Annotated in this window: 17 protein-coding genes; 8 read left to right on the forward strand and 9 right to left on the reverse strand. The window is 66.6% G+C overall.

The annotated features are described in order from the left end of the window. Positions 1-10: 10 nt before the first annotated feature. A complete protein-coding gene (locus V3B64_RS14580) occupies positions 11-3,130 on the reverse strand; it encodes a discoidin domain-containing protein (RefSeq protein ID WP_329914342.1) in 3,120 nt (1,039 codons plus the stop codon). A gap of 195 nt (positions 3,131-3,325) precedes the next feature. Between V3B64_RS14580 and V3B64_RS14585 the strand changes: the two genes are divergently transcribed. Further along, on the forward strand, positions 3,326-3,625 hold the full coding sequence (locus V3B64_RS14585; RefSeq protein ID WP_177179524.1) for a hypothetical protein: 300 nt from the start codon (positions 3,326-3,328) through the stop codon (positions 3,623-3,625). 80 nt (positions 3,626-3,705) lie between these two features. On the opposite strand, the gene V3B64_RS14590 is transcribed toward V3B64_RS14585, so the two are convergent. Then, positions 3,706-4,782 carry an MBL fold metallo-hydrolase gene (locus V3B64_RS14590; RefSeq protein ID WP_329914343.1) on the reverse strand — a complete coding sequence of 359 codons (1,077 nt, stop codon included), beginning with the start codon at positions 4,780-4,782 and terminating at the stop codon, positions 3,706-3,708. 104 nt (positions 4,783-4,886) lie between these two features. On the opposite strand from V3B64_RS14590, the gene V3B64_RS14595 reads away from it, so the two are divergent. Next, the gene (locus V3B64_RS14595; RefSeq protein ID WP_049398557.1) at positions 4,887-5,498 is read left to right on the forward strand and encodes a TetR/AcrR family transcriptional regulator; all 612 of its coding nucleotides are present in this window, start codon (positions 4,887-4,889) and stop codon (positions 5,496-5,498) included. Here the strand turns inward: V3B64_RS14595 and V3B64_RS14600 are convergent. Both V3B64_RS14600 and V3B64_RS14605 read right to left on the reverse strand, forming a co-directional pair. Further along, complete coding sequence (locus V3B64_RS14600; protein WP_329914344.1) at positions 5,495-7,441, reverse strand: EAL domain-containing protein; 1,947 nt, start codon at positions 7,439-7,441, stop codon at positions 5,495-5,497. The genes V3B64_RS14595 and V3B64_RS14600 overlap by 4 nt on opposite strands. Positions 7,442-7,504: 63 nt before the next feature. Then, on the reverse strand, positions 7,505-8,407 hold the full coding sequence (locus V3B64_RS14605; protein ID WP_329914392.1) for a LysR substrate-binding domain-containing protein: 903 nt from the start codon (positions 8,405-8,407) through the stop codon (positions 7,505-7,507). A gap of 120 nt (positions 8,408-8,527) precedes the next feature. Between V3B64_RS14605 and V3B64_RS14610 the strand changes: the two genes are divergently transcribed. Beyond that, entirely contained in the window at positions 8,528-10,039 is a 1,512-nt protein-coding gene (locus V3B64_RS14610; RefSeq protein WP_329914345.1) for an MFS transporter, read from the forward strand. On the opposite strand, the gene V3B64_RS14615 is transcribed toward V3B64_RS14610, so the two are convergent. The 3 genes from V3B64_RS14615 to V3B64_RS14625 are packed head-to-tail and all read right to left on the reverse strand — an operon-like array spanning position 10,033 to position 12,186. Then, positions 10,033-10,749, reverse strand: a complete 717-nt coding sequence (locus tag V3B64_RS14615) for an SDR family oxidoreductase (RefSeq protein WP_071228927.1) — start codon at positions 10,747-10,749, stop codon at positions 10,033-10,035. The two genes, V3B64_RS14610 and V3B64_RS14615, sit on opposite strands and share 7 nt — an antisense overlap. A 28-nt stretch (positions 10,750-10,777) precedes the next feature. After that, the gene (locus V3B64_RS14620) at positions 10,778-11,506 is read right to left on the reverse strand and encodes a GNAT family N-acetyltransferase (protein ID WP_329914346.1); all 729 of its coding nucleotides are present in this window, start codon (positions 11,504-11,506) and stop codon (positions 10,778-10,780) included. Between the two features lie 14 nt (positions 11,507-11,520). Next, positions 11,521-12,186, reverse strand: a complete 666-nt coding sequence (locus V3B64_RS14625) for a metalloregulator ArsR/SmtB family transcription factor (RefSeq protein ID WP_032129739.1) — start codon at positions 12,184-12,186, stop codon at positions 11,521-11,523. A gap of 55 nt (positions 12,187-12,241) precedes the next feature. On the opposite strand from V3B64_RS14625, the gene V3B64_RS14630 reads away from it, so the two are divergent. Continuing rightward, the gene (locus V3B64_RS14630) at positions 12,242-12,745 is read left to right on the forward strand and encodes a DUF2938 domain-containing protein (protein ID WP_329914347.1); all 504 of its coding nucleotides are present in this window, start codon (positions 12,242-12,244) and stop codon (positions 12,743-12,745) included. A gap of 41 nt (positions 12,746-12,786) precedes the next feature. Next, positions 12,787-13,590, forward strand: coding sequence for an APH(3')-II family aminoglycoside O-phosphotransferase (locus tag V3B64_RS14635; RefSeq protein WP_329914348.1), 804 nt, complete (start codon positions 12,787-12,789; stop codon positions 13,588-13,590). Here V3B64_RS14635 and V3B64_RS14640 read toward each other — a convergent pair. Further along, positions 13,563-13,988 carry a DoxX family protein gene (locus V3B64_RS14640; protein WP_197615319.1) on the reverse strand — a complete coding sequence of 142 codons (426 nt, stop codon included), beginning with the start codon at positions 13,986-13,988 and terminating at the stop codon, positions 13,563-13,565. The two genes, V3B64_RS14635 and V3B64_RS14640, sit on opposite strands and share 28 nt — an antisense overlap. A gap of 143 nt (positions 13,989-14,131) precedes the next feature. On the opposite strand from V3B64_RS14640, the gene V3B64_RS14645 reads away from it, so the two are divergent. From V3B64_RS14645 to V3B64_RS14655, 3 genes are all read left to right on the forward strand, one after another. Further along, a complete protein-coding gene (locus V3B64_RS14645; protein WP_329914349.1) occupies positions 14,132-14,722 on the forward strand; it encodes a TetR/AcrR family transcriptional regulator in 591 nt (196 codons plus the stop codon). Continuing rightward, the gene (locus V3B64_RS14650) at positions 14,719-15,753 is read left to right on the forward strand and encodes a heparan-alpha-glucosaminide N-acetyltransferase domain-containing protein (RefSeq protein ID WP_329914350.1); all 1,035 of its coding nucleotides are present in this window, start codon (positions 14,719-14,721) and stop codon (positions 15,751-15,753) included. The genes V3B64_RS14645 and V3B64_RS14650 overlap by 4 nt, the downstream gene beginning before the upstream one ends. A 99-nt stretch (positions 15,754-15,852) precedes the next feature. Then, positions 15,853-16,857: an aminoglycoside phosphotransferase family protein gene (locus V3B64_RS14655; RefSeq protein ID WP_180836934.1), complete on the forward strand. Its 1,005-nt coding sequence runs from the start codon at positions 15,853-15,855 to the stop codon at positions 16,855-16,857. A 141-nt stretch (positions 16,858-16,998) separates the two neighbouring features. Here the strand turns inward: V3B64_RS14655 and V3B64_RS14660 are convergent, their stop codons facing one another. Beyond that, the gene (locus V3B64_RS14660) at positions 16,999-17,886 is read right to left on the reverse strand and encodes a DMT family transporter (RefSeq protein ID WP_121503117.1); all 888 of its coding nucleotides are present in this window, start codon (positions 17,884-17,886) and stop codon (positions 16,999-17,001) included. Positions 17,887-17,891 lie beyond the last annotated feature (5 nt).

Consider the following 17,891-nt stretch of genomic DNA (forward strand, 5'->3'; position numbering starts at 1 on the left):
CTCGGCTGCATTACCAGACCGCTTCCAACGTCCGGAACGGTTTCGCCAGGCGCACGCCCTCGGCATCGAAGTCGGAAACGCTGCGTCCATCCACGCGCACAGACTTCGGCGCGGTCCGGTTCGGCCACCACATGCGCACGGCGGTGTCCTTGCGCAGCCCCTCGCCAATCACCACCGTCAGCAGCCCGTCGCGCTGCCGCGCCTGCATCTGCAGCGTGCCATACGCGGTCGGCAGGCGTTCCACCGCCAACCCATCCCCGGCCACCCAAGACGGCGGCGTGCCCGGCAGCAATGACAACGCGTCATCGTCCTCGCGCATCAGCATGCCGAACAGCGTGCGGCCGTACTCGGCACCGATCCAGGTGTGCGGCATGTCGCCCAGGTAGCGCGGGAAGCGCAGCCGCGAATGCACCACTTCGGCCAGCACCTGCCACTCAAGCGGGCGCCGATCATGCAGCAGTCCCTGCAGCAGTTCATCGGCTGCTTCGGGCTGACCAAGATGCACATAGCTCAGCACGTTGCGGATTTCGTAGGGCGTATAGGCGTATAGCGCGCCTGGCTGGTTGCGCTTGCGCACATCGTCCAGATAGCGGGCGAAGGTGGTTCGCAGCGCCTCTGCCGGTAGCACGCTCTGCGCACCGGTGGGGTCCAATGCAATCGAAACGCCGGTGGGATCACCATCGCCCAGATCCGCCGAGGACGGAATGAAGTCGATGCCCTTCCACGCCATCGTCGCCCGGATCGAGGCATGCAGTGCGTCGTACAGCAGCTTGTACTGTTCGCGCGCCCAACGGGCGGTTTCATGGTCGCCAAGTGCCTCTGCCAGCCACGCGCCGTCGTGCCAGCCCTTCAGTCCCCAGTAGTCATCCCAATAGCTGTGGGTGGGCGAAGGGTAGCCCTCGTGGCTGATCGACGGCGCAAGAATGCCCGCGAAGCGCTCCGGCGCTGGCTGGTCGGCCTTGTAGCCGGGCACCAGCGTGCGCTCGCGCAGTTCCTGCAGGAAGCGCAGTGCTGCTTTCACTTTCGGCAGGTAGTCACGCACCGACTCGGGCCCACCATCCAGGCGTGCGACATCGGCCACCAGCGTCACGTACTGGCCCTGGCTGTCGTACTCGATATCCGATCCGAAGCCGGTGTTGACACTGCCATCGTCGTTGAGGATGGGCGAGACCAGGCCGTTGGCATGCACGCCGTGCTCGCTGTACCACGCCAGGTAGTCGCGTGCGACCTTGGCCTCGCCCATGCGCAGCAGCACTGCCGAGGTGGCCATGCCATCGCGGATGAAGGAGCGGTTGTAGTTGCGCGGGCCGGGCTGCATGGCCGGGCCGGTCTGGTTGATCAGCATGTAGGCGGCCTGCGCGCGCAGCATGTCGACCAGCGAGGGATCGGGCAGGCGCAGGCCGACCTGGCCCAGGCGTGCCTGCCAATCGGCGGACGCCTGCGTGGCCAGCGTCTCGAACGCTGCATTGGCATCACGGGGCAGCGTTGCCAGGTCAAGCGCAGGCGCTTCGGGCAGCACGCCATTGGCATCGGCAGCGGCGGTGCCGAGTGGGAACGCCACGACCACCGCATCGCTGGCACCGGGCGCGAGGCGGATCCGGTAGCTCAATGCGGCTGCGGCCAGTCCTTGCTCGTCACGTGCCTGCTGCGAGGAAGGCAGTTCGCCGGCAGCGATGTCCGCGGTGATCTCCGTTGTGCCGTCCTTCCCGAACGGCGCCACGCCGGACGCAGCCACCGGCGTGAGCGACTGCAGCAGCGTGCGGCCATTGATGCGCACCGCCTGTCCGTCGATGCGCACCTCGCGGATCGGCGACAGCCCGCCGTTCTGCCACGGCGGATTCATCTGCATGGGGCGGACGACCAGGCTGAGCGTGCCGTCGATCGCCGTGGTGCCGGTGTTGTGCAGTCGATGGCGGAGGAAGGTCACCGGCTGGCCATCGCGCTCGATGGCGAACACCTCACTGCGCAGCTCCAGCCCGGGTTGCGGTGACCAGGTGGCGGAGGGCATTGGCTTCCAGCCGTCGCGCAGTGCGTGCTGCACCTTCTGCCCGGCGGCACCGGCTGCGCTGCCATCGGCATTGCGCCAGATCGGCTGCACCAGCGGTGCGCCCTTGAACGCTTCCAGGTTGCCGTATTCGTCGAAGATGGATTTCTGCCGCCCTGCGTGCACGCCAACTGCGGTCCAGTAGGTCTGCTGCATCTGCAGCGAGGCGGGGAACAACGCACGTTGCGCACCGCTGGCGGCAATCTGGTAGCGCTTCATCGGCGTCATCACGGCTTTCGGGCCAAGCAGGCGCAGGCGCGCGATCTGCGGGGCAGCGCCGTCCACGGCCAGGCGGAATGCACGTAGAGGGTGTGCCGTGTCAGCAGCCAGCCAACTCTGCCGATGGCTGGCCGCCTGTGCATCGTGTGCGAGGTCCTGCCATCGGCCCTGTGCGTCCTGCGCCTGCAAGCGGGCGGCGCCGCGCCCGCCATCGGCCCAGTCGACCGTGAGACCGGCCGTGGACTGGGCGCGAGGCAGCATGATCTCGAGCGTATGGGATCCACCTTTTCCGGCTGGAACCGCGACGGTGCCACCGCCTTGCCAGAGCGCCGCCGCCTGCGCTGCATGGACACCGCTGATGCCTGCGCTTAGCGTGCTGTCCAGCGGCTCCATCTCGAAAATCGACACGCCCCAGTCGGACGTGCGCTGCGGGCTGGCCAACCGCAGGTAGCGCGCCTGGCGTGGCGCGAAGTACAGCGTTTCCACGTCGCCCAGCGAATCGGCCATGGTGTACGCGGTCTGCCACTGTGTGCCGTCCAGCGAGGTCTGCAGTGAATAGCCCTCTGGATTGGAGACATCCCAGGTGATCCGTGCGCCCGCCAGCATCGTCGGTGCACCCAGATCGATCTGGAACCAGTGGCCCGGACTGAAGGCGCCGCCGGTGACGGTCCTGGGGTCGCCGTCGATCAGGTGGCTGATCGCCATCGCCGGTACCTGCTGCGAGGAGGCGCTGGCCTGCCATTGGCTGCGTGGTGGCAATGTCTGTGCCTGCGCGGAGGATGCCAGGACGGCGAGCATCAGAGTGGCGGCGGGTCGCCATGGGGCAGGTGGGCGGGAGACCTTGGAGCGTTCGGCGCGCAACGTCATTACGGACAGCCTCGCAGGTTCGACCGGAATCGGGCGAGCGCTACGCTAGCAAGGGATGTAATCGGTTACATGACGCACTGCAGCGCCGCCGGGCGCTGGCGCTGCCATCGCGGGAGCGCTGACGGATGTGGCTCTGGACGGCTGCAGGCTTGCCCCTATGCTGATTGGCAACGACCACCGATCTGAAATGGATTGATGATGGAGTTCAGTTTCACGCTGATGTACCGAGTGCCTGATACCGGAAAAGATCTCAGTGCATTTGAGCGAGGTCTTGCAGAGGTGGGGTGCGACGATGCGCTGCTGGGCAGTGGTTCGCCGGGCGTGTTGGCGTTGCGATTCCAGCGAGAAGGCACAGCCGCAGACGATGTCGCGCGTGCCGCATGCGTGCAGGTCCAGAATGCGGTACCGGAAGCCGAATTGATAACCGTGCATGTCGATGTCAGCAATGCTGGCGGCGTCTCCAATTGCGGTGACTCCAAAGCTGAGCTTGTTTGACGTCCACGGCGCACTTCTCAGAAGCAGCCGAGCATGGCTCGGCTCTACATGGCTTCCGGCAAGTCAAGCGGCATTCCCCGTTACAGCTCCACCGTCTCCCACCAGCGTGTACCCGCCTGCGGCGCCTGCATGTCCAGTGCTTCGCCCATCATCGGCGTGGCCACCGGCACGTTCTTTGCGCCAGCCAATGCAGTGATGCGCTCGAACGGTTGCTGCCAGGCGTGCAGCGCCAGATCGAAGGTGCCGTTGTGGATCGGCAGCAGCCACTTGCCGCGCAGGTCCAGGTGCGCCTGCAGGGTCTGCTCGGGCTGCATGTGCACGAAGGCCCAGCGCGGGTCGTAGGCACCGGTTTCGATCATGGTCAGGTCGAACGGGCCGTACTTCTCACCGATGGCCTTGAAGCCGTCGAAGTAGCCGGTGTCGCCGCTGAAGAAGATGCGGAAGTCGCCGTCCTGGATCACCCATGACGCCCACAGGCTGCGATCGCTGTCGCCCAGACCGCGGCCGGAGAAATGCTGGCCCGGGGTGGCGGTCAGGCGCAGGCCGCTGGCTTCGGTCGATTGCCACCAGTCCAGCTGTTCGACCTTGCTGGCGTCCACGCCCCACGCAATCAGCTGGTCGCCCACACCCAGCGGTGCGATGAAGCGCGCGGTCTTGCCGGCCAGCTGCATCACTGCGGCATGGTCCAGGTGGTCGTAATGGTTGTGCGAGAGGATCACGCCGGCGATCGGCGGCAGCTGGTCGATGCTGATCGGCGGCGCGTGGAAGCGCGCCGGGCCCATCCACTGCACCGGCGAGGCGCGCTCGGAGAACACCGGATCGGTCAGCCAGTACTGGCCGCGCAGCTTCAGCAGGATCGTGGAATGCCCGAGCCGGAACAGGCTGCGATCAGGCGCGGCGTCCAGGGTTGCACGGTCCAGCGGCAGCACCGGAATGGGGTGGGCGGGCACGGTGCCCTTGGGCTTGTTGAACAAGAACGTCCACCAGATCTCCGCGCCATCGCGCAGGCCCATCGCCGGACGCGGCAGGGCATTGCGGAACTTGCCGTCGCGGTACTGCGGCGAATCGGGGAAGTCGGGGAGGGACCAGGACTTGCAGAAGGTGTAGGCGGTCACGGCGAGGATTCCAAGCAAAAGGACAAGGAGCAGGCGCTTCATGGGTGACGTCCGCTGGGTACACTGCACAGTGTAGTTTCGTGTTTTTCAAAAGTACACTGCCGGGTGTAAAATGGTGGCATCCGTTCAGTTATCTGGTTCCTGCCATGTCCCGTGCCCCGCAACGCCTGACCGACCGCAAACGCGAAGCCATCGTGCGTGCGGCGGTGGAGGAGTTCCGTGCATCGGGCTACGAGGCGACCAGCATGGACCGCATCGCCGAGGTGGCCGGGGTCTCCAAGCGCACCGTCTACAACCACTTCCCGAGCAAGGAAGCGTTGTTCTCGATGATCCTGGAGGAGCTGTGGGAGCGCAGCGTGGCCAGCGACGCACTGCCGTACCGCGCCGACCAGCCGCTGCAGGCGCAGCTGATGCAGCTGCTGGGGCAGAAGCTGGAGCTGCTCAGTGATGCCAACTTCATCGACCTGGCACGGGTGGCAATGGCCGAGATCATCCATTCGCCGGAACGTGCGCAGGCCATCGTCTGCCGCATGGGCGAGAAGGAAAGCGGTGAGAGTGCGTGGATCCGCGCGGCAATCGCCGATGGCCGGCTGCGCCAGGTCGATCCGGAGTTCGCCGGCCACCAGCTGCACGGGCTGGTGAAGAGCTTTGCATTCTGGCCGCAGGTGACGATGGGGCAGGCGCCGTTGAACGAACAGGAGCGTGCACGCGTGGCCGAATCGGCGGTGGCGATGTTCCTGGGTTACTACGCGGTCTAGCTGGCGGCGAAGCGGCGGAACTCGTCGGCCGGCAGCGCGGCCGAGTACAGATAACCCTGGCCGACATCCACACCCAGTGCGCGCAGTTGCTGTTCCTGCGCGAGGGTTTCGGTACCCTCGGCCACCACGATCGCACCGCAGCGATGCGCGACTTCGACGATGAAGCGAACGATGGACTGTGACTTGGCGTCGGACAGGGTGGCAATCAACGCCTGCTCTATCTTGACCTCGGCAATGGCCAGCTGCGAGAGCAGGATCAGGGTTGAATAGCCGGCACCGAAATCATCCAGTGACAGCGTGACCTCGGCGGCCAGCAGCTGTGCGATGTTGGCATCGACCACGTCGCGCTCGACGATCTCGGTCCATTCGACGATCTCCAGGCGCAGCATTACGCCGGGCACATCGTGCAGTGCCAGCAATTCCTGCAGGCGCAGGCCGAAGTCGGGCAGGCGCAGTGACTCGGCCGAAACGTTCACGGCGATCTTCAGCTGCGAGCCATCGCGTCGGCACTGCTGCAGGAAATGGATGGCCGACTGCAGCGTGGCCCATTCCAGTTCAGCCAACCGCCCCTGCCGGCGCAGCAGCGAGATCACCCGCATCGGCGCGATCAGCCGGCCCTCGCTGTCGCGCATGCGCAGCAGTGCTTCGGCGCCGACCAGCTGGCGATCCTGAAGGCGATGCTTGGGCTGGTAGCACAGGGGGGCATCTCCCTGCTGCAGCCAGCGTTCGAGGGCGACTTCGATCAGGGCGTCGATCTCGCTGTCGCGCTGGATCGGGTCGTCGAAGAACACGACGCCGGATTCGATCGCACTCAGCGCCACGGTGATCGCGCGGAACGGAAGATGTCCTTCGTCGGCATCGGCGGGGGGCTTCAGTTCGACCACCGCACAGCGGAACAGCGGCCGGAAGCCGGGCCAATCGCGGCCGACCCGATCGGCCAGGTTGCTGGCCAGCTCGGTGATCTGCGGCTGCGTGCGCAGTTCGAACAAGGTCAGGTCGCGCACCAGGATCGCCAGCGCGGCATCGCCGAACTGGTAGATCTCCAGCTGCCCGGCTGGCAGCGAGGGCAGCAGCCGATGCACCTCGTCGGTGCTGTCGCGCTGCCACAGGCCGTTGTCCTGCAGCGGCCCGTAGCGCAGGCGCAGATCGCGCAGGTTGCCCATCTCGGCCACGATCAGGCAGGCCTTGCCGATGCCGTCGTTGTCGCGCCAGTAATGCTGCAGGCGTTCGCCAAGTGCACGCATGTTGGGCAGGCCACTGATCGGATCGATGCGCAGCCAGGCCTGTTCGCGCTGACGCTGTGCATCGATCTGCGCATCGTTGTAGACCAGCGCGAACACCGCGCCGAGCATCAGCAGCGATAGTGGCAGTGCCAGCAGCCGCTGGATTGCCAACTCCTCCACGGGCAGCTGATTGGCGCCGATGATTGCGACGCCCAGTGCCAGGCCCAACGCAGTGACGGCGATACGCACGCCCCAGGCCTGCAGGATCACGCGCAGCGAGAGCTCATTGAGCATGCGCGGGTGCAGGCGCCTGCGCAGCCAGACGCCGGCCAGCATCTGCAGCGTGGCCTCGAGGCCGGCCGGCAGGAAATACTGGGTGCCGGCAAACTGGTAGCGCGACAGCAGGCTGGCGGCCAGGCAGGTCAGGCCGCCGCGCCAACCGCCCAGCAGGCCACTGACCAGCAGGATGTCGAAGCCGAGGTGCAGCTTGACCACACCCTGGGTGTAACGGGCCACGAACCAGGAATTGAACAGGTAGATCAGGCCCAGCGCCACGCCGACATACAGGCGACGGCCTTCAATGGCATGGCCGGCGCGGCGGGTGGCGATCAGCAGCACGCCGATCATGCCGATCACCGCCGTGGCCTGCAGCAGGTACAGCGGCAGGCTGGGCAGGGCGCTGTCCAGGACCTGGGCCGAGACCCGTGAAAGCGCATCCATAGCAGGTTCCCGCCTGTGACCGACGGCCAGTGACGAGCAGCGTAGTCGCAGCAGGGCGCAGGTTCAATTGCACTGGTTGGGTTCGGGCAGGAGGTGGTCGGCCATGAAATCGACAAACGCGCGTACACGCGGCTGCTGATGGCGATGGCTTGGCCAGAGGGCCCAGAAGGTGCTGCGCTCGGTGCTCCATGGGTCCAGGACGCTGACGAGTTCACCGCGGTCCAGCGCATCACGCGTGGCGAAGTCGGGCAGGCACGCAATGCCATGGCCATCAATGGCCATGTGCAGGATCGTCTCAAGATGATTGGCGGTCATTGCGGCAGTCAGTCGCAGCTCAGTGCCTCCCTCATGCGTGGGCAGCGGCCAACGTTCGATCAGGCCGGTGCCGGGAAAGCGATGGAGAAGGCACGCGTGGCCGCTCAGATCCTCCGGGTGCTGTGGCGTGCCGCGCTTGGCGAAGTACGCAGGGGCGCCCACACAGAGCAGGCGGGCACTGCCGAGGTTGCGGCCGTGCAGCCTGGAGTCGGCGGGGTTGCCCGTGCGGACAACGGCGTCGAAGCCCTCCTCGATGACATCGACAAGACGGTCGCTGAAGTGCAGGTCGAGTTCAATGGCGGGAAAGCGGTGCGCAAAGGCCGATAGCACCGGCAGCATCAGTCCGCTGGCGAGTGGAAGACTGACCTTCAGGCGACCGCTGGGCGCGGCCTGGGCGTCGGTCAGCTCGCGCTCCGCTGCGGCGACCTCGGTCATGATGCGACGGCAGCGTTCAAGGAACTGCTCGCCTTCGGCAGTCAGGCTGACGCTGCGGGTATTGCGATTCAGCAGGCGGGCACCCAGGCGCTCTTCCAGCCGGGCAATGGTCTTGCTTGCCGCCGAAGGAGTGATGCCACGCTGTCGTGCTGCGGCCGCGAAGCTGCGTGCCTCGGCGACCAGAACGAAGAGGCTGAGACCGGCAAAGCTGTCCATGACGTGGCCATTGATGACGTTCATGTCATTAAAGCACGGACACAACGATGGATTTTTACGCGACAGCGTCGTCGATAGCATCAATGCGGTGGCGCCTGGCCACGCTGGAGTTTCATCGACATGTCAGTTGCTTCTGTTGAGACGGCCGGATCATCACGCTTTGGAGTGGTGCTGGCGGGCTGCCTGACGGCGCTCACCATTCCGTTGAGCATTGCCAGTCCCGCCGTGGGCATTCCCGCCATCCGGGACGCGCTCGGTGGTTCGCCTGCGGCGTTGTCCTGGATCATCAACGCTTATCTGTTGACCTACGGCTGCACCACGCTGGTGGCCGGTGGGCTGGCCGATCTGCATGGCAGGCGCCGGATCTGGCTTCTGGGCGGCGCGTCGTTTGCGCTCGTCACCGGCCTGATCCCCTTGATGCCCGATGTGGCGTGGATCAATGCACTGCGACTGCTTCAGGGGATGGCGGCGTCGGCTGCGTTTGCCGGTGCGATGGCGTCGCTGGCGCAGGTGTTCGACGGCCAGGCGCGGGCCAGGGTGTTCAGCCTGATCGGCACCACCTTTGGTGCAGGAGCCGCAGGCGGTCCGCTGCTGGCAGGCGGATTGATCGATGCGCTGGGCTGGGAATGGGTGTTCTTCCTGCCTGCGTTGCTGGCCGCCCTGACCGTACCGTTGGTCGCCCTGTCATCCGTCGAATCGAAGAGCACCGGTTCGCCACGCCTGGATTGGCTGGGCGCCGTCACCTTCATGCTGGCGCTTGGGTCTCTCACCTACGCCATGATCGTGCTGCCGGAACGCGGCCTGTTGCATCCGCAGACGCTGGTATTGCTGGCGCTCTCGATGGTGTTGCTGGCCGCGTTCATTGCCGTCGAGCGCTCCCATCGAACACCGCTGCTGGATCTCGGGCTGTTCCGCAACCGGCGCTTTGTCGGCGTGCAGATTCTCGCCGCTGCGCCTGCGTTCTCGTACGTCGTCCTTCTGGTGGTGCTGCCGGCGGGGTTCATCGGTGTTGAAGGGCTGCGGCCCACCGAAGCCGGACTGGCGATGGCAGCACTGTCTGCACCCTTGCTGGTTGTGCCCCTGGTTGCCGGTTACCTGCTGCGCTGGATTCCGGCGCGGACGCTGTGCTGTGCTGGCCTGCTGATCGGCGCGCTTGGGCTCGCATGGCTGGCCCAGGTGTTCCAGCTACCTTCGGTGCGCTGGAAGCCGATGCTGGTCATCGGGATCGGCATCGGTCTGCCTTGGGGGATCATGGATGGCCTGGCGGTCAGCGTGGTTGGCAAAGAGCAGGCAGGCATGGCCGCGGGCATCTTCAACGCAATGCGACTGGCAGGCGATTCCATTGCCCTCGCGCTTGTCGGCATCATGCTTTCTGCCCGGATTGGCGGGAGCGTAGCGCTGGAAGCCGGCGTCGTGGCCCGTGCAGCTGTGCACCGGCTGTCCATGGGCGACCTTGGCGGAGCGGTGGAGGCATTGCCCGGCGTTTCGAGAACGGCGCTGGCCCAGGCATACATGGAGTCCGTCCGTGGCCAGCTGTTTGTCCTGGCGATGGCGACCGTGCTGACCGCCATCGTGCTCGGGTACCTGTTGCGCGAAGAGGTCGAGCCTGGCCTGCGCAGAGTCGGTCAGTAGCGCGGGTCGGCGATGGCCGGCAGCACCAGTTCGCGCACGAAGCCGGACGGTGACAACTGCAGCAACGCGCGCACCATCGCAACGACGTCGTGCACCGGCACCAGCTCGCCGTCGCCGCGCGCTGCGGCCTCGGCCACCGGCACTGAAAGTGCATCGTCGGTGTTGAGGTAGCCCAGCTGCAGGCTGGTCACCGCCAGGCGGCGATCGCGGAAGCCCTCGCGCAGTGCATCGGCGATGCCGTTGAGCGCGAACTTGGATGCGCCGAACGCCACTTCCGGGCGGCCGCTGCGTGGCAGTGCCGAGGTCGAGCCGGTCAGCACCAGCTGCGGGCGTGGCGCGCCCAGCACCCGAGGCAGCAGGCGCTGCAGCAGCACCAGGGTGGCGGTGATGTTGACGTCGACCAGTTGGGTGAGCGCGGCATCGGTTTCGTCGAGGAAGGCGTACTCGTCGCTGAAGGCGGTCTGTTCCCAGATGCCCAGGTTGTGGATCAGCACATCCAGATCGGCAGGTGCCTGTGCTGCGATGTGGTCGGCAGCCACGGTCGGCTGGGACAGATCGGCTTCGATCCACTGCAGGGTGACGCCCTCGGGGCATTCAATATCGCGCGGTCGGTTGCGTGAAACGCCGATGACGGTGTCGCCTGCACTGCACAGGCCTTCCACGAACGCCCGACCGAGGCCCCTGCTGGCGCCGATGACCATCAATTTCATGTTGCTTCCTTGTTGTACTGCGGCGGCCTCAGTCGGCCGCCAGAACGGTGTCCCAATCGGCGAACGCACGCAGGCCGCTGCGTTCGGCGGTAATGATCGAGGCGGTGTTGTCGAGCTGGCAACGGTACTGCGGCTGCAGCCCGGCCGTCTGTGCGGACACGGCCATGGCGCGTACCAGCTGGCGCGCGTGCCCGCGACCGCGGGCTTCGGGAAGGGTCAGCACGCCCATGTCGGCCAGGGCCGGATCCAGGCTCCACGGGTACATGCTTCCCGCGGCAACCAGCCGCTCGCCATCGAAGGCGCCGAACACCTGCCAGTGGTCCAGCTCGACCCAGGCGGCATCCAGATCCTCCTCGCTCGCGCTGGCCTGGAACCCGTCGAACGCGGCTGCGTCGGCCGGGCCAAGACGGCGGATATGTGGCGGTGCAGGGCGCTCGGCCAGGGCCGCAAGTTCTGCGGCGGGGAAGTAGAAGACGCGATCCGCGCCATGCGTGCGCTGGCCGAGCTGCTGCAGGCGCAGTTGCAGCTGCGGGAGCGTCCAGTGCGGCTGCGCGTGCAGTTGCAGGCGAGCGGCCAGGGCCGGGCGCAGCAGTGCGCGCGCGGGGCCCGCGACCGGCTGCAGCAGCATGCCGTCCTCGCCCTCATCGAAATCATCGCTGCACGCCAACTGCAGCAGTGGATCATCCTGCAGCATGCGCTGCCCGGAGAACACGCTGCGCCAGGTCGCATCGATCAACGGGGCAAACACATCATCCATGACCGGTGTCTCGCTCAGTGCCGGGGCAGGTCCACCTGCAGGCCGGCGGCCTTCCATTCGGGGTAACCGGCGGCGAGCCGCTGCGCGGTCAGTCCGGCCTCGCGCAGCATCGCCACCGCATCGTTGGACAGCACGCAGTAGGGACCGCGGCAGTACGCGACAATGTGGACGGCACGCGGCAGTTCGTCCATCCGTGCACGCAGTTCCGTAACGGGAATGTTCAGCGCGCCGGGCAAATGGCCCAGATCGAATTCCTCACGCGGCCGCACATCCAGCAGCACCACGCTGCTGCGTTGTTCCAGCAACTGCTCGACAGTCAGGCCTTCCAGAGCATCGCGGCGCTGCAGGCTGTCGTGGATCACGCCGTGCATCTCGCTGCGCTGGTGGTCGGCATAGTCGCGCAGCGCGGCCAGCAGGTTGCCCAGCGGACCCTCACCACTGCGGTAGAGGATGCGCTTGCCATCGCGTCGGGTCTGAACCAGGCCGGCACGGCGCAGCTGCTGCAGATGCTGGGAGGTATTGGCCACCGACAGCCCGGTCAGTTCGGCCAGGCGCTCCACGGCGCGCTCGCCCTGGGCGATGTGCTCCAGCAGGGCCAGGCGGTGGGCATGGCCGAGCGTGCGGGCGATCTCGGCCAAGGCTTCCAGCGGTGAGAGCGGTGGCTCTGTTGCAGCGTTCATGCGGCGCACGCTAGCATCGCTCTATCATTCAAGCAAATAATTGAAGGTGTGCGATATGGCTGGCCTGGCGACATTCGTGATGGATTCGGTGGTAGTCGGCGTGGGAGCGACCGCTGTGATGGACCTGTGGGCGCTGGTGCAGCGGCGGCTGCTCGGCATTCCCTCGCTGGATTTCGCGATGGTTGGCCGCTGGCTGGGGCATCTGCCGCGCGGGCGCTTCCGCCACGACGGTATCGGCCGCTCGGCAGCGGTCAGTGGCGAGCGCGCGCTGGGTTGGACTGCGCATTACGTGATCGGGGTGATCTTCGCCGCGTTGCTGCTGGCCGTGGTGGGGAACGGTTGGGTGCAGGCGCCGACACTGTGGCCGGCGCTGGCCTTCGGCATCCTCAGCGTCGTCGCACCGTTCCTCATCCTGCAGCCGGGCATTGGCGCGGGCATTGCCGCTTCAAAGACCCCGGCGCCGGGCAAGGCGCGCCTGCGCAGCCTGGTGGCGCACAGTGTGTTCGGCCTGGGCATGTACCTTTCCGCGTCGTTGTTGGCTGCGGTCCATGCAGGATGAGCGAGAATCCGTGGGGTCACCGGCAACAGGAACACCTCGGCATGGAAGCACCCAAACCCATCACTGATGACATGCCGCTGCCGTGGGCGTGGCAGGACGCATTGGCCGATGCGCGCATCGAGCGGCAATCGATCGGTGTGTCGCGTGCGGATGTTGCCCGCGTGCATCGGCTGGGCCAAGCCGATGCTTTCCTGAAGTCGGAAGTGATCGACGCCTTCAGTGAGCTGGGCGATGAGATCGCACGCCTGCGTTGGCTGCAGGCACAGGGACAACCGGTGCCAACGGTGATTGCCACTGCCGAAGAGGCGGGCCGGCGCTGGTTGCTGATGAGCGCGCTGCCTGGCCGCGACCTGGCCTCGTCGCCGGAGCTCGCGCCGCAGCAGCTGGTGGAGCTGCTGGCCGACGCGCTACGCGGGCTGCATGCGTTGCCGGTGGCAGCCTGTCCGTTCGACCAGCGACTGGCGTCGCGCGTGCAGGTTGCGCAGGCCCGCGTTGAAGCGGGCCTGGTGGATGCCGATGATTTCGATGACGAACGCCTGGGCCAGAGTCCGCAGCAGGTCTTCGCCGAACTGTGCAGCACCCGGCCCGACTATGAAGACCTGGTGGTCAGCCATGGCGATGCGTGCCTGCCGAATCTGATGGTGGTCGAGGGCCGCTTCAGTGGTTTCATCGACTGTGGCCGGCTGGGTGTGGCCGACCGCTACCAGGATCTGGCGCTGGCCGCGCGCAGCCTGGTCCACAACTTCGGCGACACGCGTTGGGTCGCGCCGTTGTTCCAACGCTACGGTGCGGTGGCCGACGAGCGCCGGCTGGCGTTCTACCGGTTGCTCGACGAGTTCTTCTGAGCCCGCGCATGGCTGGCGATGGCCGCGCAGATCAGGCCACCGACCACGCTCAGGTGCTCCAACGCGAAGAACAGGGCCAGCTGCTGTTCGGCGCCGTGCTTGTTCCAGAAGGTATGCACGATGACGATGGTCAGCAGCATGAACACCGCCAGCGCGCCGCTGCCCAGCCAGAGCAGGCGATCGAGCAGCAGGCACACTGCGCCGCCCAGCAGCACCACGGCGCTGGCGATGTTGAACAGCACAGGCGGTTGCAGCCCGGCCGACTGCATTTCGGCCACGCTGTTGTCCCACGCCAGCAGCTTGGCCAGGCCCGAGGACAGGAACACCACGGCCAGCAACAGCCGCGCGAGGAGCCACAGCACGCGGCTGTCGAGCAGGGTGGTGATCATCCGTGGCATGCAGGAACTCCGGGTTGAGCGTGGGACAGGCCGCGCAGCATCGGGCCTCAACCGCAGTTGAGGTCAAGGCTGGCTGAACGGAGCCCGGCGTTGGCCGGATTGCCAGCTTCTAATTGGACGAACGTTCGTTCACTATTTGTGCCATGAACCGAGCCGGCCGCAACGAGCAACGCATCGCGCAGATCCTGCAGGCCGCCCTGCAGTGCTTCCTCGTGAAGGGATTCCACCAGACCAGCATGCGTGACATCGCGCAGGCGGCCGGCGTCAGCCTGGGCAATCTCTACAACCACTTCCCGGGCAAGGAGGCGATCATCCTTGCGGTGGCGGTGGCCGAGAGCGAAGAACTGGCACCGTTGCTGCAGCGACTGGCCGCGTCCGATGGCGAGCGCACACAGGTGATGGCCTTCCTGCAGGACTTCCATGCGCTGTGCCGGCAGCCGGAATGGGCAACACTTGCGGTGGAGGTGCTGGCCGAGAGCGCACGCAATCCGGCCGTGGCCGAGGCCTTCGCGGCCAATCGCAGGCAATTGCAGGCGACGCTGGCCGAAGCCCTGCAGCAGATGGCACAGCGCGAACGTCGGCGTCCCGTACTGGTGCCGGCACTGCAGGCGCAGGTGCTGCTGGATGCCATCGAAAGCGATGCGCTGCGTCGGGGGCTGGGCGAAGCCGAGGGCATCGATGAAGCATCGCTGGATCTTGGCTTGCTCGCGCTGCTGCTGGGCGCACGCGCATGAATGCTGCTGACCGGCGGTTGCACGGGCTGGACCTGGCGCGTTACCTGGCACTGGCCGGCATGGTGCTGGTGAATTTCCGTCTGGCGATGGCCGTGCCGGCAGAGGGGGAGGGTTGGCTGGCAGGGTTCTTCCATCTGCTGGAAGGCAAGGCTTCGGCGACGTTCGTTACGCTGGCTGGCTTGGGCCTGGTGTTGGCCACGCAGCGGCAAGGGTGGTGGCCGGCCAGCGTGCAGACCTGGAGGCGCGCGCTGTTCCTGATGGTGCTGGGCCTGCTCAACCTGACCCTGTTCCCGGCCGATATCCTGCACTACTACGCGGTGTATTTCGCGTTGGCAGTGCTGTGGCTGCGTGCCTCGCCGCGGGTGTTGGTGGCCAGCATCGTGGGCCTGGCGGCCTGTTCGTTCTGGGCGTTGCTGCATTGGGATTACAGCCAGGGATGGAACTGGCAGACGCTGGAATACGCCGGTCTGTGGCAATGGCCGGGCGCGGCCCGCAACCTGCTGTTCAATGGCTTCCACCCGTTGATGCCGTGGCTGTGCTTCTTCCTGCTGGGCATGCTGCTGGCGCGCCTTCAGTTGTCGCAGCCTCGGGTGCAGCATGCATTGCTGGTGCTGGGCCTGTTGCTGATCGCGGCTGGACATGGCGTGCAGCAGCTCGCACAGGGAACGCTCTGGCAGGCGTGGCTGGGAACGCAGCCGATGCCGCCGGGACCCGCCTACGTGCTTACTGGTGCGGGCGCGGCCTGCAGTGTCATCGCCGCCTGCCTGTGGCTGACGCGTGTACGCCCGGGCGACTGGCTGGAGCCGTTCACCGCGGCTGGGCGCATGACCCTGACCCTGTACGTGGGTCACATCCTGCTGGGCATGGGCACGCTGGAAAGCCTGGGCCTGCTTGATGGCAGTGCCTCGCTCGCGTCGGTGCTGTTGTGGGCGCTGCTGTTCCTGATGCTGGCGACCGCTGCGGCGTGGCTGTGGTCATGGCAGTTCGCGCGCGGTCCACTGGAGGCGGTGATGCGCCGTATTGCAGGCTAGTTCTTTGGTCGTGCCGACGCGATGTTGTGACGGACATGTCTGTGTCGTGGCGAGCGCATCTGCGATAGTGGCGGCAGGTAACACTTTCCGCTTGCATCCATGTCATTCGCTTCGGCGCAGCATCTCGGCGAAGTCCTGCAACAATCCTATGGCATCACCCCGACCGCCGTGGTGCCACGCCCGGTGGGCGCCGACGCCAATGCCAGCGTGTATCGCGTCGATGCGCGGCACGGGCAGTGGTGGTTGAAATGCCGCACCTACCAGGTCGACCCATCGGTGTGGGACAGCCTGCACTGGATGCGCGGCACGTTGGGTATCGATGAGATCGTCGCGCCGTGGCCGGCACTGACCGGTGGTGCGTCGGTACAGCGCTGGGGATTGCAGTTCACCCTGTTCCCTTACGTGGAAGGCCAGTCCGGGTTCGAGGCAGCGTTGAGCCGCACCCAGTGGAAACGGCTGGGTGAGGTACTGCGGCGCCTGCACGGTGCGCAGCTGCCGGCGGAACTGCAGCAGGCGCTGCCGATCGTCCGGCTGGAAACCGCGGCGCTGGAGACCGTCGGGCAGTGGTTGGCCGGCGAGGGCCTGGCGGCCGCGAAGGACGGGCTGGGCCGCGCATTCGTTTCGGTATGGGACCAGCAGCATGCGCGCATCGCGGCGCTGCATGCGCAGGCACGGGAACTGCTTGCGGCCTTGCAGGACGTGCCGGTAGACCTGCACCTGTGCCACACCGATCTGCATGCCGGCAACCTGCTGATGGGCAATGACGGTGGGCTGCACCTGATCGATTGGGATGGCCTGTCGCTGGCACCGCGCGAGCGCGACCTGATGTTCATCGGTGCGGCGGTTGGCGGGCGCTGGGGGCGCGAGAATCCGCTGGGCTTCGAGGACGGCTACGGCAGCGACCGCGGCGATCCGCGCTGGATCGCCTGGTACCGGCACTGGCGCATCCTGCAGGATCTGATCGAGTTCCAGCAGGTGCTGCTGGGCAGCGATGGTGAGGAGCGCTCGCCGCAACTGCGCCGGCAGTCGCTGCATTACCTGGGCGAGCAGTTCGCGCCGGGCAATGTGTTCGATGCGGCGGAGCGGGTGTATCGCGCGTTGTAAATGCACGTCACCTGCCATGGGTGAACCGTCGCGCTTCGCGCGATGAGTCGAGCATGGCTCGACTCTACAGTTACGCTCGGCAGCTCTTTGTGCCGCCATCGTTGATCGGGCGGACAGGAATCATCCGCGCATGGCGCGGATCTACTCGGCGGGCTTGGCTGCCGCCGAGGCCGCTGCGCTTGCGGCGCGGCGCGACAGCACGGCCTCGCGATGGGCGATGTAGGCGTTGGCGGCGAGGATGATGCCGGCACCGATGATCGTCCAGCGGTCCACCGTTTCGTTGAACAGCAGCCAGCCGCACAACGTGACCAGCGGCAGCTGCAGGAAGCTGATCGGGGTCAGTGCCGAGACTTCACCCAGGCGCAGCGCACGCGTCCACAGCAGCTGGCCGATGGTGCCGAGCACGCCGGTGGCCAGCAGCCACAGCCACGCCACGCCGGTCGGCCAGACCCAGACGAACACTGCCGGGATCAGCGACAGCGGCACCCAGAACACGTAGGTATAGAGCACCACGGTGTCGGCGCTGTCGATGCGGGTCAGCTGCTTGATCTGGATCGCCACCAGCGAACTGAGCACGGCCGCACCCACCGCCACCAGGCTGCCAGCGGTGAAGCCCGCGGTACCGGGGCGCACGATCACCAGCACGCCGATGAAGCCGACGACCACCGCCGCCCAGCGACGCACGCGCACGGTCTCGCCCAGCCACAGCACGGCGGCAATGGTGACGAACAGAGGGGTGGAGTACGAAAGCGAGACCGCCTGCGCCAACGGCAGATGGCCCAATGCCCAGAAGGCGCACAGCATCGAACCCAGGCCGATCGCACTGCGCACGAAGTAGCGCGGCAGCTGCTGGGTTTTCAGCGGCGCGTGGCCTGGCCGCAGCAGCATCGGCAGCAACGCCAGCAGGCCGAAGGCGTTGCGGAAGAACGCCACTTCCTGGGTGGGCACGTAGCGCGTGGCATAGCGGATCGCCACGGCCATCAGGCCGAATGCCATCGTGCTGCCGAGCATCAGCAGCGCCGCCCGCATCGGGG

The sequence above is a fragment of the Stenotrophomonas sp. SMYL86 genome, from assembly GCF_036320025.1.
Taxonomy (GTDB): domain Bacteria; phylum Pseudomonadota; class Gammaproteobacteria; order Xanthomonadales; family Xanthomonadaceae; genus Stenotrophomonas; species Stenotrophomonas maltophilia_A.